This window comes from Pseudomonas sp. FBF18, assembly GCF_024261405.1.
In the GTDB taxonomy this organism is placed as follows: domain Bacteria; phylum Pseudomonadota; class Gammaproteobacteria; order Pseudomonadales; family Pseudomonadaceae; genus Aquipseudomonas; species Aquipseudomonas palmensis.
In genome coordinates this window covers 78,432-91,686 of the sequence record NZ_QKRS01000007.1, presented here as the reverse complement: position 1 = coordinate 91,686, position 13,255 = coordinate 78,432, and the positions used below count along the sequence as shown (strand labels likewise).

Sequence of the window (13,255 nt, the reverse complement as noted above, 5' to 3'; positions counted from 1 at the left end):
CGATCCGCGAAGCGTCAACCCGACGTTACTGCGCGGCCACCGCCGTCTCGTCCGGCAGCACCGGCACGAACAGCAGGTTCAGGCGCGAGCTGCTCCACTCACGGGTCTTGTTGGTCAGCTCGAGGTTGTTGTTGAGCTTCTGACCATAGGTCGGCACGATCTGCTTCAGCTTGGCCTGCCATTCAGGGGTCTTGATACGGTCCTTGAAGGTCTTTTCCAGCACGGTCAGCATGATCGGTGCGGCGGTGGAGGCACCTGGCGAGGCGCCCAGCAGCGCGGCGATGGTGCCGTCCTGCGAAGCCACCACCTCGGTACCGAACTGCAGGATGCCACCGTGCTCGGGATCCTTCTTGATCACCTGGACGCGCTGGCCGGCCTGCAGCAGTTTCCAGTCTTCGTTCCTGGCGTTGGGGAAGTACTCGCGCAGGGCATGCATGCGGTCTTCGAAGCTCAGCATCAACTGGCCCATCAGGTAGGTGCTCAGGTCGATGTTGTCGATACCGGCATGGGTCATCGGCATGATGTTGTGGGTGGTCAGTGCCGAGAACATGTCCAGCAGCGAACCGTTTTTCAGGAACTTGGTGGAGAAGGTCGCGAACGGGCCGAACAGCAGCACTTCCTTGCCATCGATGACACGGGTGTCCAGGTGCGGTACAGACATCGGCGGCGCACCGACCGAGGCCTTGCCGTACAGCTTGGCCTTGTGACGTTTGACGATGTCCTGGTTGTCGGTCATCAGGAACTGGCCGCCCACCGGGAAGCCGGCATAGCCGTCAGCTTCCGGGATGCCGGACTTCTGCAGCAGCTTGAGCGCGCCACCACCGGCACCGATGAACACGAACTTGGCCTTGACGCTGGTTTCGACGCCCTTGTTGGCGAGGTCGGCAACCACCACGGTCCAGGTGTTGTCGGCGTTGCGCACGATGTCGCGCACTTCGTGCGAGGTGTGCAGCTTGACGTTGTCATGCTGGGTCAGCGAAGCGAACAGCTGGCGGGTGATCTCGCCGAAGTTCACGTCGGTACCGATCGGCATGCGCGTTGCGGCAATCTTCTGGTCGGCGGCACGGCCTTCCATCACGATCGGCACCCACTTCTGGATCTGCGCGTGGTCTTCGGAGTACTCCATGCCACGGAACAGCGAACTGTGCTGCAGGGCCGCATGACGTTTCTTGAGGAACTCGACGTTCTTGTCGCCCCACACAAAGCTCATGTGCGGCACGTTGTTGATGAACGAGGTCGGGTTGTTCAGCACCTTCTGCTCGACCTGGTAGGCCCAGAACTGCTTGGAGATCTCGAACTGCTCGTTGACGCCCACCGCCTTGCTGATGTCCATCGAACCGTCAGCCGCTTCGCTGGTGTAGTTCAGCTCGCAGAACGCAGAGTGGCCGGTACCGGCGTTGTTCCAGGCGTTGGAGCTTTCCTCGGCCACCTTGTCCATGCGCTCGTACACGTCGATGGACCAATCCGGCTCCAACTCGTTGAGGTAGGTCCCCAGGCTTGCACTCATGATGCCGCCGCCGATCAGCAGCACGTCGACGGTCTTTTCCGGTTCACTGGGCTTGGAGCAACCCATGACGCTCAGGCACAGGAGCGTCAGCAGGATTTTTTTCATAGTTCAATCCAATTGAAGTGAAGTGATTGGCAATGACCATCACGCCCGCAGTGCACGCCCGTCTCTTGTGGTTCTGCGCGCGCAGGCCATGGCTCAAGGCATGGCGTCCAGGCCTTCGAGGCTGGCTGGCGGCTGGGGTATCGAGGGTGCGGGGAACGGTCTGACGCCATGGCTGCCGTAGCAGCCCTGAATGTTTCGCAAGGCTTAAGCCTGGGTCGCCTTAAGCAGAAAGCGGGCCAACTTTCACAAGACCAACGGCTAATAGCTAGGACCTGTGGTCGCACCCCATCGTTGATGGTTTTGCTGGCGACAATCCGCCACATTGCCCGACATAAAGGCCGGCAGGTGGCGGATTTCCCCCGGTCAGGCCCGCAGGCGCGCCGTCACCTCGCCCAACCGACCCGACAGGTCGTGCAAGTGCTGCCCGGCCTGCTCGGTCCGCTGCACGGCGCCCTGATTGGCGGTGGCGATGCGGGTGATCTCCACCAGGTTGCAGGACATGTCCTCGGCCACGCTGGTCTGTTCCTCGGCGGCGGTGGCGATCTGGCGGTTCATGTCGCGGATGGCCTCCACCGCCTGGGTGATGCGCTGCAACATGGCACCGGCGCGCTGTACCTGCTCGGCCCCCTCCTCGCTGCGGGCCTGGCCGTTCTCGATGGCCTTGACCGCCTCCAGCGCGCCCGACTGCACGGCGCTGATGATCTGGTTGATCTCGGCGGTGGACGCCGCCGTGCGCTGGGCCAGGTTGCGCACCTCGTCGGCCACCACCGCGAACCCGCGCCCGGCCTGGCCGGCACGGGCCGCCTCGATGGCAGCATTGAGCGCCAGCAGGTTGGTCTGCTCGGCGATAGCGCGGATCACCTCCAGCACCTTGCCGATACGGGCGCTGTCCTGTTCCAGATGGCGAATCACCGCCGCCGTGCCGGCGATGTCCCGGTTGACCGCGTCGATGGTGGCAATGGTCGACTGCATCACCTGCTCGCCGGCCTGGGCACTGTGGTCGGCATCATCCGCGGCGCGGGCCGCGTCCGCTGCATGGCGGGCCACCTCCTGGGCAGTGGCGGACATTTCCTGCATGGCCGTGGCCACCTGGTCGGTCCGCTGGAACTGGTCTTCGGTGCCCCGCGCCATGCCGCCGGCCAGGCTGCGCAGCTCGCCGCTGGCGGACTCCAGCTCCCGGGCGTTGTCCTGCAGGCGCCCTACCGTGTCGGCCAGAAAATCGCGCAAGGTATTGGCAGCCACCGCCAGGCGCCCCAGCTCGTCATGGCGCCCGCAGGCCACGCGGGCATCGAAGCGGCCCTGGCTCAGGTGTGCCACGTATTCGATCAGGCGTCGAATCGGCTCGATCAGGCTGCGATCAACCAGCCACAGGCTCAGCAGCGCAATCAGCAGCGCCGAGCCGAGCATCACCAGCAGCCCCAGCCACACCGTACGCTGCGCGCGGGCATCGATGGCCGCCGCCTGCACCTGGGCATCGGCACGCAACTGGCTGACCAGTTCGCTCATCTGTTCGCTGGCCGCGCGGTCCACGCCCTTCACTGCCTGGTCCCCGACAGCGGGGTCGGCCCCTGCCGCGATGAACGCATCGCGACCGCGGGCATAGGCAGCACCCAGTTGCGCGTGGCTGTCCTTGAGCGCCTGCAGACGCGCTCTGAGCCCCGCATCGTCGGCGTTGGCCCGCACCAGCTGGGCCAGCAGCGCCTGCACCTGCTGTTCACGCGCCGAAAACTGCTGCCAGTACTTGTCCCGCTCGACCGGCTGCTTGCCGCGCAGCAATACGTTCTTCCATTCCTGCACCTGCACCTTGAACTGCAGGTTGGCTTCGTCGATCAGTTGCGAAGCCAGTATCGGCCCCTCCACCAGCTGGCCGTAGCCACGCACGCTGGCCGACAGGAACTGAAAGCACACCAGGGCGATCAGCAACATCGCCAGCAGGCTGCCAGCCAGCAGGGCGAGAATTTGCAGCCGCAGGGATTTACGCACGAACATCGCAAGGGTCTCGGAACAAGAGGATAGGAAAGCTGGCGCGCCACCTGCCGCACCAGTCAAAGACGTCCTTGTCCTCGTTCACCGGGCAAAAAAAAGCTGCCATCGAGCGATGGCAGCAAACTGCATTGAGCATTACGCAAAAGCTGATCCGATACTCTCAGGGGATTGCTACAGAAATGTTACAGACGTACAAAATCTGTAACATTTCCTTCATGCGCTGTTGAACTGCAAGGCGGCAAGCCGCGCATACAGCGGGTTCTCGGCAATCAGCTGGCGATGGGTGCCCACCGCGACCAGCCGGCCCTGGTCGATCACGGCGATACGGTCGGCGTGCTGCACCGTGGCCAGGCGATGGGCGATGACCAGCGTGGTGCGCCCGGCCATGAGGGCTGGCAAGGCCTGCTGGATCAGGTGCTCGCTTTGTGCGTCTAGGGCACTGGTGGCCTCGTCCAGCAGCAGGATCGGCGCGTCCACCAGCAGCGCCCGGGCAATGGCCAGGCGCTGGCGCTGACCACCGGAAAGCCCAAGCCCGGCATCGCCCAGGTGCGTCTGGTAGCCCTGGGGCAACTGCAGGATGAATTCATGGGCATGCGCGCTGCGCGCCGCTGCCTCGACCTCGGCACTGGTAGCCTCGGCACGCCCGTAGCGGATGTTGTCTTCGACCGTGCCGAAGAACAGCGCCGGGTTCTGCGCAACCAGTGCGAAATGCCGACGCAGGTCCTGCGGGTCGAGCCGGGTCAGTGGCTGGCCGTCGAGCAGTATCTGCCCCTGCTGCGGGTCGTAGAAGCGCAGCAGCAGGTCGAACAGCGTCGACTTGCCCGCCCCCGAAGGCCCGACCAGGGCCAGGGTCTCGCCAGGCACCACCGTCAGGCTCAGGCCGTCGATAGCCGCCGGGGTGGGCCGCGAGGGGTAGGCAAAATGCACCTCCTGCAGTTCGAGGCGGCCACTGACCCTGGGAGGCAGGCGCTCCAGCCCTTCGTCGGGGGCGTGGATCTCGCTGCGTGCCGCCAGCAGCTCGGCGATCCGCTCGGCTGCGCCCGCGGCCCGTTGCAGCTCGCCGATCACTTCGCTGAGGGTGCCGAAGGCGCTGCCGACGATCAGGCTGTAGAACACGAACGCCGCCAGCTCGCCGCCGGAAATACGCCCGGCGATCACGTCCATGCCACCGACCCACAGCATCACACCGACCGCCCCGAGCACCAGCACGATCACCAGGGTGATCAGCCAGGCGCGCTGCACGATTCGCTGGCGAGCGGTGGCAAAGGCAGCCTCCACGGTCAGGCCGAAACGCTGCTGGTCACGGGCCTGGTGGTTGTAGGCCTGCACGGTCTTGATCTGGCCGAGGGTTTCGGCCACGTAGCTGCCCACGTCGGCGATGCGATCCTGACTCTGGCGCGACAGGCCGCGCACCCGCCGGCCGAAGATCAGGATCGGCGCCAGCACCAGCGGCAAGGCCAGCACCACGATACTGGTGAGCTTGGGGTTGGTGACAAACAGCAGCACGATGCCGCCCAGCACCATCAGGGCATTGCGCAGGAACAGCGAGAGCGACGAGCCGATCACCGATTGCAGCAGCGTGGTGTCGGTGGTCAGGCGCGACTGGATCTCCGAACTGCGGTTGCTTTCGAAAAAGCCCGGGTGCAGGTAAACCAGGTGATCGAACACCTGCTGGCGTATATCCGCCACGCACCGCTCGCCGATCCACGACACCAGGTAGAAACGACTGAAGGTACCCACCGCCAGTGCCAGCACCAGCAACATGAACAGGCCGATGGACTGGTTGAGCAGGTGTGGCGACTGGGTCATGAAACCCTGGTCCACCAGCAGGCGAATGCCCTGGCCCATGGACAGCGTGATGCCTGCAGTGACCACCAGCGCCAGCAGTGCGGCCATGGCCTGTTTGCGGTAAGGGCGAATGAAACGCCAGGCCAGGCGCAGGGCCTGGCGCTGGCGAGCAGAAAGAAGGCTGGGCATGAAGGTCTTCGTTTATCCGGAGTATGCAAGTCAGCCTACACCCGACCACCGGTCAGGCGCCAAGGAACTCTGCAGCGCGTGGGGCATCACTGACAAGACCAGGCAACAAGTTCACTAGAGCGTTTCGTTCTAAAGTGCCGCTGGAGATTTGTCTGACTTTCTGTTGGACTGGAGGTGTGACAGGGCTGTCATGGTGCGGTCATGTCGCGGATCTAGTCTGAGCTTGCAACCTGATGAGGAGACAGGAAATGAGCTTGCAAAACAGCAATACCCAAGCGCAACGCCCAAGCCATCCGAACCCGGCGTGCGGGTCGATCATCGATGCCCAGGGTCGGGAAATCGAGATCACCGAAGACATGATCAGAAAAGCCTGCGAGGACCTGGAGAAAAGCCGGGTAGAGCTCGCCAAGAAAGCCTGACCCCTATTCAAATCAACCCGGCCCTGGTGCCGGGTTTTTTATACCTGGTGTAAAGCCCACTTCGCCGGCAAGGCCGGCGCCTGCAGGGAGACGCGTTGCCGGCCGGCGAAAGCAGTACCTCACACCAACAGGCCACCCAACGCCTTGACCATCTGCTGCAACTGCGGCGCATCACCCTCAATGCGCACCATCAGCCCCTCGATCTCGCGCCGCGGCGGGTACTGTTTGCGCAACACATCGAAGGCCGCGCGCTGGGCCTGCGGGTCACGGTCAAGGCTGCGACGAAAATCCGCATCGTCGCGGCGCGGGTCGTACACCGCACGGCACAGTGTGGCCAGAGCCCAGGCCGGATCGGTTTCGGCCTGCAGGCTGAGCTGCGCCAGCCATGGGCGCGGCAGCAGGTCGGCCAGGCGCACCGTTTCGGCCTCGCCCCGCCAGGCGCAGAACGCCTGGTAGATCTGCGCCGTGCCGCGCTGCTTGCCATCCAGGCTGTAGCCGGCGATATGCGGGGTGGCAATCACGCACAGGTCGGCCAGCGCCTGATCGACCTGCGGCTCGCCCTCCCACACATCCAGCACCGCCTGCACATCGTCACGCGCCTGCAGCAGGCTGCGCAATGCCGCATTGTCGACCACCGGGCCGCGGCTGGCGTTGATCAGCCAGGAGCCGGGGCGCAGTTGCGCCAAGCGCTCGGCGTCCAGCAGGTGCCAGGTCGAATGCTCGCCGCCCTTGGTCAAGGGCGTGTGCAGGCTGATCACATCGCACTCGGCCAGCACCTGCTCCAGGCTCACGTAGTCACCCCCCTCCTGCGCCTGGCGCAGCGGATCGCATACCCGCACCGTCCAGCCCAGCCCGCGCAGCACCTCCACCAGACGCCCGCCGACTTCACCGGCGCCAACCACCCCGTAGGTGCGCCGCGCCAGGTCTGCGCCATCCAGCTCGGCCAGGGTCAGCAGGCTGCCCAGCACATAATCCACCACGCCCCGCGCATTGCAGCCCGGCGCACTGGACCACTGGATACCGGCCTGGGCAAAGTAGTCCAGGGCCAGGTGATCGGTGCCGATGGTGCAGGTGCCGACGAAGCGCACCTTGCTGCCTTCGAGCAGGGCCTGGTCGACGTTTGTCACCGAGCGCACCAGCAATACATCGGCGTCCTGCACGCAGGCGCGGTCGATGCTGCGGCCCGGGTAACGGCGGATCTCGCCGAAGCCTGCGAAGAAGGCATCGAGCAGCGGTATATTCTCGTCGGCAACAATCAGCATGGCGCTCTCCTGTAAGGGAGCGCAGTGTAGGCCCATACACCCGGCTCGATCCAGCCGAGATAAAGCCCGCCGGTGTATTTCCTGACCCATGCGTCAAGGCGTAGACTAGGCGGTTTTCCGCGCCTTTATTGTGGACATCCGCCCCGTGACACAGTCGAACACCGCTACCACCCGCCTCTCCCGCCCAGCCAGGGTCGGCACTGAAGTACGCAGCCTGCTGCAGTTGGCCACGCCGATCATCATCGCCCAGCTGGCCACCACCGCCATGGGCTTCGTGGATGCCGTGATGGCTGGCCGGGTCGGCCCGCGCGACCTGGCAGCGGTTGCCCTGGGCAACTCGATCTGGGTACCGGTGTTTTTGCTGATGACCGGCATCCTGCTGGCCACCACGCCCAAGGTGGCGCAGCGCTTCGGTGCCGGTCAGCATGCCGAGATCGGCCCGCTGGTGCGCCAGGCCCTGTGGCTGGCCGGCGTGGTCGGCCTGGGCGGTTGCGGCCTGCTGCTCAGCGCCGAGCCGGTACTGCACCTGATGAAGGTCGACCCGGAACTGATCGCACCGTGCATGGGCTACCTGCAAGGCATCGCCTTCGGCCTGCCGGCGGTGGCGCTGTACTACGTGCTGCGCTGCAGCAGCGACGGCCTGGGCCGTACCCGGCCGAGCATGGTGATCGGGCTGAGCGGGCTGATGCTGAACATCCCGCTGAACTACGTGTTCATCTACGGCCACCTGGGCGTGCCAGCCATGGGCGGCGTGGGCTGCGGCTGGGCCAGCGGCATCGTGATGTGGTTCATGGCCCTGGCCATGGCGCTGTGGGTCGGCCGTGCAGCGGCCTATCGCCAGGCCCAGGTGTTCGCCCGTTTCGACTGGCCGCAATGGTCGGTGATCAAGCGCTTGCTCACGGTCGGCCTGCCGATCGGCATCGCGGTGTTCGCCGAATCGAGCATCTTCGGCGTGATCGCCCTGTTGATCGGCAGCCTGGGCTCCACCGTGGTGGCCGGGCACCAGATCGCCCTGAACGTGAGTTCGCTGGTGTTCATGATCCCGTATTCGCTGGGCATGGCGGTAACCGTGCGGGTCGGCCAGGCCATCGGTGCCGGCGACCCGCGCCAGGCGCGCTTTGCCGCCGGGGTGGGCATGGGTACGGCGCTGGCCTACGCCTGCTTTTCGGCCAGCCTGATGCTGTTGCTGCGCGAGCCTATCGCCAGCATCTACACCACGGACCTGGCGGTGATCCAGATCGCCTCGATGCTGATCGTGTATTCGGCGCTGTTCCAGTTCTCGGACGCGATCCAGGTGACTGCGGCCGGCGCCTTGCGCGGCTATCAGGACACTCGCGTGACCATGATCCTGACCCTGTTCGCCTATTGGGGCATCGGCCTGCCGGTGGGCTACCTGCTGGGGCTTACCGACCACTTCGGCCCGGCCAGCGGCCCCAGCGGGCTATGGGAAGGCCTTATCGTGGGGCTGACCTGTGCGGCGCTGATGCTGTCGGTGCGCCTGGCGCGCAGCGCACGCAAGCGCATCCGCCAGCAGCGCCGGGGTTAGGCGAGTTTCTTGCGGATCCAGTACAGGTAGGTGCCGGCATCTTCCTGCTGCTGCACCAGTTCATGGTCCAGAAACACACAGAACTTGGGGATGTCGCGGCGGGTCGAGGGGTCGGTGGCAATCACCTTGAGCAGGCCGCCGGGCGCCAGGTCGCGGATGTGCTGGTGCAGCATCATGACCGGCTCGGGGCAGTTGAGGCCGGTGGCATCCAGGGTGGCGTCGGGGGTGAGGTCGGTCATCAGGTACTCCGGGGTCAGCGGTTGTTCGGTGTTGATTGAAGGCCTTGCCGGCGAGGGTCTCAACGCGGTTTCAGATCCAGACGACGCAGGTGACACGTCACCTCTTCACGGTCGTGATACAGCTGCTTGCAGCCGATCGACACCTTGATCTTGCGCGCCTTGAATCCGTCCTCGATACGCTCGAGCAGCCGCCGCACCTCGGCATAGCGCTGCTTCATCGGCAGCTTGAGGTTGACCACTGCCTCGCGGCACAGCCCTTCCCCCAGCCAGGTTTCCAGCAGCGCCGCGCTGCGCGCCGGCTTCTCGACAATGTCGCACACCATCCAGTCCACGGTCTGCCTGGGCTTGTAGGTAAACCCGTCGGCCATCAGGTGCTGCACCAGCCCGGTGTCCATCAGGCTCTCGGCCATCGGCCCGTTGTCGATCGCGGTCACCAGCATGCCGCGCTTGACCAGCTGGTAGGTCCAGCCACCCGGCGCGGCGCCCAGGTCGACCCCGGTCATGTCGCCCGACAGGCGCTGCTCCCACTGCTCACGCGGGATGAAATGGTGCCAGGCCTCCTCGAGCTTGAGGGTCGAACGGCTCGGCGCCTCGCGCGGAAACTTCAGGCGCGGGATGCCCATCGGCCACATCGCCGAGTTGTCCGCTGCGGCCAGGCCCACGAACACGCGCCGGCCACTGACGAAGGTCAGCAGCAGACGCGGCCTGGCCGGGTCGTCAACCAGCCGGCCAGCCTTGTTCAAGGCCTTGCACAACGGCGCCTCGAACTTGCGGCAGAAGGTAGACAGCTCTTTGCCGTCATTGGTGTCCATCACCTCCAGCCACACGCTGCCACACACCGGGTAGGCGGCCAGGTGCTCGAGCAGCACGCTGATGCGGTCGGTTTCGGGCAACTCGACGAAGCTGCCGCGGGCCCACTGGCGCGGAAAGATCAGCTGCTTGAAACGCAGCTCGCGCATCAGGCGCTCGGCGCCCTCGGCGTCGTTGCACACGAACTCGGCACAGGCGCTCTGCGGCTTGCCCTTGGCATAACCGGCAACCCCCAGGCGTGCGGCATGCTCGGCGATCTCGGCGCACACTTCACCCTCGAAACCGGGCCGGCAATGCATAAACAGGGTATTCATCAACTACTCCAGAACGGCTGGCCTGCACGCCAACCCTGACCGGGCGCAACACCTGCACACGGCAAATCGGCGAATGATAAAGCAGTTTAGGAACTGGCGACACGCCCCGCCGGTCCAGTACATGGTCAGGTCCGCCAAACAGGGCTAACCTGACCGCTTAGCCAGGTCCGTGCCGTGCGGACCGTCACAGAGGCGGTGAACTGGCGACTGCAAGGATGATTGCCAGACACCGACGCAGAAGGAGTTGGCAGATGCCCTCGCTCGACAGCCTGAAAACCCTCAAGACCCTGACGGTGGAGAACCGTGAATACCATTACTACAGCCTGACCGAGGCCGCCCGCAGCCTCGGCGACCTGCAGCGCCTGCCGATGTCGCTCAAGGTGCTGCTGGAAAACCTGCTGCGCTGGGAAGACGGCAAGACCGTCACCGGCCAGGACCTGCACGCCCTGGCCGAGTGGCTGCAGCAGCGCCGCTCGGACCGCGAGATCCAGTACCGCCCGGCACGGGTGCTGATGCAAGACTTCACCGGCGTGCCCGCCGTGGTCGACCTGGCCGCCATGCGCGCCGCCATGGCCAAGGCCGGCGGCGATCCGCAGCGCATCAACCCGCTTTCCCCGGTCGACCTGGTGATCGACCACTCGGTGATGGTCGATCGCTACGCCACCGCGCAGGCCTTCGGCGAGAACGTCGACATCGAGATGCAGCGCAACGGCGAACGCTATGCGTTCCTTCGCTGGGGCCAGAACGCCTTCGACAACTTCAGCGTAGTGCCGCCGGGCACTGGCATCTGTCACCAGGTCAACCTGGAGTACCTGGGCCGCACCGTGTGGACCCGCGAGGAAGACGGACGCACCTATGCCTTCCCCGACACCCTGGTCGGCACCGACTCGCACACCACCATGATCAACGGCCTGGGCGTGCTGGGCTGGGGCGTGGGTGGTATCGAGGCAGAGGCGGCCATGCTCGGCCAGCCGGTGTCGATGCTGATCCCCGAGGTGATCGGGTTCAAGCTGACCGGCAAGCTGCGCGAAGGCATCACCGCCACCGACCTGGTGCTGACCGTGACGCAGATGTTGCGCAAGAAGGGCGTGGTGGGCAAGTTCGTCGAGTTCTACGGCGACGGCCTGGCCCAGTTGCCCCTGGCCGACCGCGCGACCATTGCCAACATGGCGCCGGAGTACGGCGCCACGTGCGGTTTCTTCCCGGTGGACGACGTGACCCTGGACTACCTGCGCCTGTCCGGTCGCCCCGCCGCCACCGTGCAACTGGTGGAGGCCTACTGCAAGGCCCAGGGCCTGTGGCGCGAGGCGGGCCAGGAGCCGATGTTCACCGACACCCTGGCACTGGACATGGACGAAGTCGAAGCCAGCCTGGCCGGGCCCAAGCGTCCGCAGGACCGTGTGGCGCTGTCCCAGGTGGCCCAGGCATTCAACAACTTCATCGGCTTGCAACTGAAGGTCTCGACCAAGGAGGTCGGGCGCCTGGAAAGTGAAGGGGGCGGCGGCGTCGCGGTCGGCAATGCCGACCAGGCCGGCGAAATCGAATACGAGCACGAGGGCGCCAATCACCTGCTCAAGGACGGTGCCGTGGTGATCGCCGCGATCACCTCCTGCACCAACACCTCCAACCCCAGCGTGATGATGGCTGCCGGGCTGGTGGCCAAGAAGGCCGTGGAAAAGGGCCTGCAGCGCAAGCCCTGGGTCAAGACCTCACTGGCCCCCGGCTCCAAGGTGGTGACCGACTACTACAAGGCGGCCGGGCTGACCCCTTATCTGGATGCCCTGGGCTTCGACCTGGTCGGCTACGGCTGCACCACCTGCATCGGCAACTCCGGCCCGCTGGCCGAGCCGATCGAAAAGGCCATCACCCAGGCCGACCTTACCGTCGCCTCGGTACTGTCGGGCAACCGCAACTTCGAAGGCCGGGTACACCCGCTGGTCAAGACCAACTGGCTGGCGTCGCCGCCGCTGGTGGTGGCCTACGCCCTGGCCGGCAGCGTGCGCGTCGACCTGTCCAGCGAGGCCCTGGGCCTGGGCAAGGACGGCAAGCCGGTGTACCTGCGTGATATCTGGCCCAGCCAGCAGGAAATCGCCGAAGCCGTGGCCAAGGTCGATACCGCGATGTTCCACAAGGAGTATGCCGAGGTATTTGCCGGCGACGCACAGTGGCAGGCCATCGAGGTGCCGCAGGCAGCGACCTATGTGTGGCAGGAGGACTCCACCTATATCCAGCATCCGCCCTTCTTCGACGACATCACCGGCCCGCTGCCGGTCATCGAAGACATCCACGGCGCCCGGATACTCGCGCTGCTGGGCGATTCGGTGACCACCGACCACATCTCGCCCGCCGGCAACATCAAGGCCGACAGCCCGGCCGGACGCTACCTGCGCGACAAGGGCGTGGAGCCGCGGGACTTCAACTCCTACGGCTCGCGTCGCGGCAACCATGAGGTCATGATGCGCGGCACCTTCGCCAACATCCGCATCCGCAACGAGATGCTCGGTGGCGAGGAAGGCGGCACCACGGTGCATGTGCCCAGCGCCGAGAAGCTGGCGATCTATGACGCGGCCATGCGCTACAAGGCCGAAGGTACACCACTGGTGGTGATCGCCGGGCAGGAATACGGCACCGGTTCCAGCCGCGACTGGGCCGCCAAGGGCACCAACCTGCTGGGGGTCAAGGCGGTACTGGCCGAAAGCTTCGAGCGTATCCACCGCTCCAACCTGGTGGGCATGGGCGTGCTGCCCCTGCAGTTCGCCGAGGGCCAGACGCGCAAGACCCTGGGGCTGACCGGCCATGAGCGCATCGACATTCTCGGCCTCAGCCAGACCCAGGTGCAGCCACGCATGACGCTGACCCTGCGCATCACCCGCGAAGACGCATCGACGCAGCAGATCCAGGTACTGTGCCGCATCGATACGCTCAACGAAGTGGAGTACTTCAAGGCTGGCGGCATTCTGCACTACGTGCTGCGCCAGTTGATCGCGAGCTAGCCTGAAGCAGGCCCGGCGCCGTTGCGCCGGGCCTGCACTGGCCCGCCGTGTGGCCACTGAGTTCGACCTGAACCAGAGGCACTGTGCGGCGTTGCCC

Annotated in this window: 9 protein-coding genes; 3 read left to right on the top strand and 6 right to left on the bottom strand. The window is 65.4% G+C overall.

Translation table 11 applies throughout. The features are described 5' to 3' along the window. Positions 1-25: 25 nt before the first annotated feature. The 3 genes from mqo to DN387_RS13070 all read right to left on the bottom strand — a co-directional run bounded on the left by mqo (position 26) and on the right by DN387_RS13070 (position 5,575). On the bottom strand, positions 26-1,612 hold the full coding sequence (mqo, locus tag DN387_RS13080) for a malate dehydrogenase (quinone) (protein WP_054916197.1): 1,587 nt from the start codon (positions 1,610-1,612) through the stop codon (positions 26-28). 363 nt (positions 1,613-1,975) lie between these two features. Further along, positions 1,976-3,601, bottom strand: a complete 1,626-nt coding sequence (locus DN387_RS13075; protein WP_054916198.1) for a methyl-accepting chemotaxis protein — start codon at positions 3,599-3,601, stop codon at positions 1,976-1,978. A 210-nt stretch (positions 3,602-3,811) separates the two neighbouring features. After that, complete coding sequence (locus tag DN387_RS13070) at positions 3,812-5,575, bottom strand: ABC transporter transmembrane domain-containing protein (RefSeq protein WP_054916199.1); 1,764 nt, start codon at positions 5,573-5,575, stop codon at positions 3,812-3,814. A 248-nt stretch (positions 5,576-5,823) separates the two neighbouring features. Here DN387_RS13070 and DN387_RS13065 point away from each other — a divergent pair, with 248 nt between their 5' ends. Continuing rightward, on the top strand, positions 5,824-5,994 hold the full coding sequence (locus DN387_RS13065; protein ID WP_167400204.1) for a PA1571 family protein: 171 nt from the start codon (positions 5,824-5,826) through the stop codon (positions 5,992-5,994). A gap of 119 nt (positions 5,995-6,113) precedes the next feature. Here DN387_RS13065 and pdxB read toward each other — a convergent pair whose 3' ends face one another. Further along, positions 6,114-7,256, bottom strand: a complete 1,143-nt coding sequence (pdxB, locus tag DN387_RS13060; protein WP_054916200.1) for a 4-phosphoerythronate dehydrogenase PdxB — start codon at positions 7,254-7,256, stop codon at positions 6,114-6,116. Between the two features lie 136 nt (positions 7,257-7,392). Between pdxB and DN387_RS13055 the strand changes: the two genes are divergently transcribed. Continuing rightward, the gene (locus DN387_RS13055) at positions 7,393-8,802 is read left to right on the top strand and encodes an MATE family efflux transporter (RefSeq protein WP_054916219.1); all 1,410 of its coding nucleotides are present in this window, start codon (positions 7,393-7,395) and stop codon (positions 8,800-8,802) included. On the opposite strand, the gene tusA is transcribed toward DN387_RS13055, so the two are convergent. Together tusA and rlmM are read right to left on the bottom strand one after the other, a co-directional pair. Next, the gene (tusA, locus tag DN387_RS13050) at positions 8,799-9,041 is read right to left on the bottom strand and encodes a sulfurtransferase TusA (protein ID WP_043864590.1); all 243 of its coding nucleotides are present in this window, start codon (positions 9,039-9,041) and stop codon (positions 8,799-8,801) included. The two genes, DN387_RS13055 and tusA, sit on opposite strands and share 4 nt — an antisense overlap. 59 nt (positions 9,042-9,100) lie before the next feature. Next, complete coding sequence (rlmM, locus tag DN387_RS13045) at positions 9,101-10,165, bottom strand: 23S rRNA (cytidine(2498)-2'-O)-methyltransferase RlmM (RefSeq protein WP_054916201.1); 1,065 nt, start codon at positions 10,163-10,165, stop codon at positions 9,101-9,103. Positions 10,166-10,416: 251 nt separating this feature from the next. On the opposite strand from rlmM, the gene acnA reads away from it, so the two are divergent. After that, a complete protein-coding gene (gene acnA / locus DN387_RS13040) occupies positions 10,417-13,158 on the top strand; it encodes an aconitate hydratase AcnA (RefSeq protein WP_054916202.1) in 2,742 nt (913 codons plus the stop codon). The last annotated feature ends 97 nt before the right edge of the window (positions 13,159-13,255 follow it).

Excerpts from the sequence above, each read along its gene's own strand:
- mqo (WP_054916197.1), bottom strand. The coding sequence starts at position 1,612 with ATGAAAAAAATCCTGCTGACGCTCCTGTGCCTGAGCGTCATGGGTTGC.
- DN387_RS13075 (WP_054916198.1), bottom strand. The coding sequence starts at position 3,601 with ATGTTCGTGCGTAAATCCCTGCGGCTGCAAATTCTCGCCCTGCTGGCT.
- DN387_RS13070 (WP_054916199.1), bottom strand. The coding sequence starts at position 5,575 with ATGCCCAGCCTTCTTTCTGCTCGCCAGCGCCAGGCCCTGCGCCTGGCC.
- DN387_RS13065 (WP_167400204.1), top strand. The coding sequence starts at position 5,824 with ATGAGCTTGCAAAACAGCAATACCCAAGCGCAACGCCCAAGCCATCCG.
- pdxB (WP_054916200.1), bottom strand. The coding sequence starts at position 7,256 with ATGCTGATTGTTGCCGACGAGAATATACCGCTGCTCGATGCCTTCTTC.
- tusA (WP_043864590.1), bottom strand. The coding sequence starts at position 9,041 with ATGACCGACCTCACCCCCGACGCCACCCTGGATGCCACCGGCCTCAAC.
- rlmM (WP_054916201.1), bottom strand. The coding sequence starts at position 10,165 with ATGAATACCCTGTTTATGCATTGCCGGCCCGGTTTCGAGGGTGAAGTG.
- acnA (WP_054916202.1), top strand. The coding sequence starts at position 10,417 with ATGCCCTCGCTCGACAGCCTGAAAACCCTCAAGACCCTGACGGTGGAG.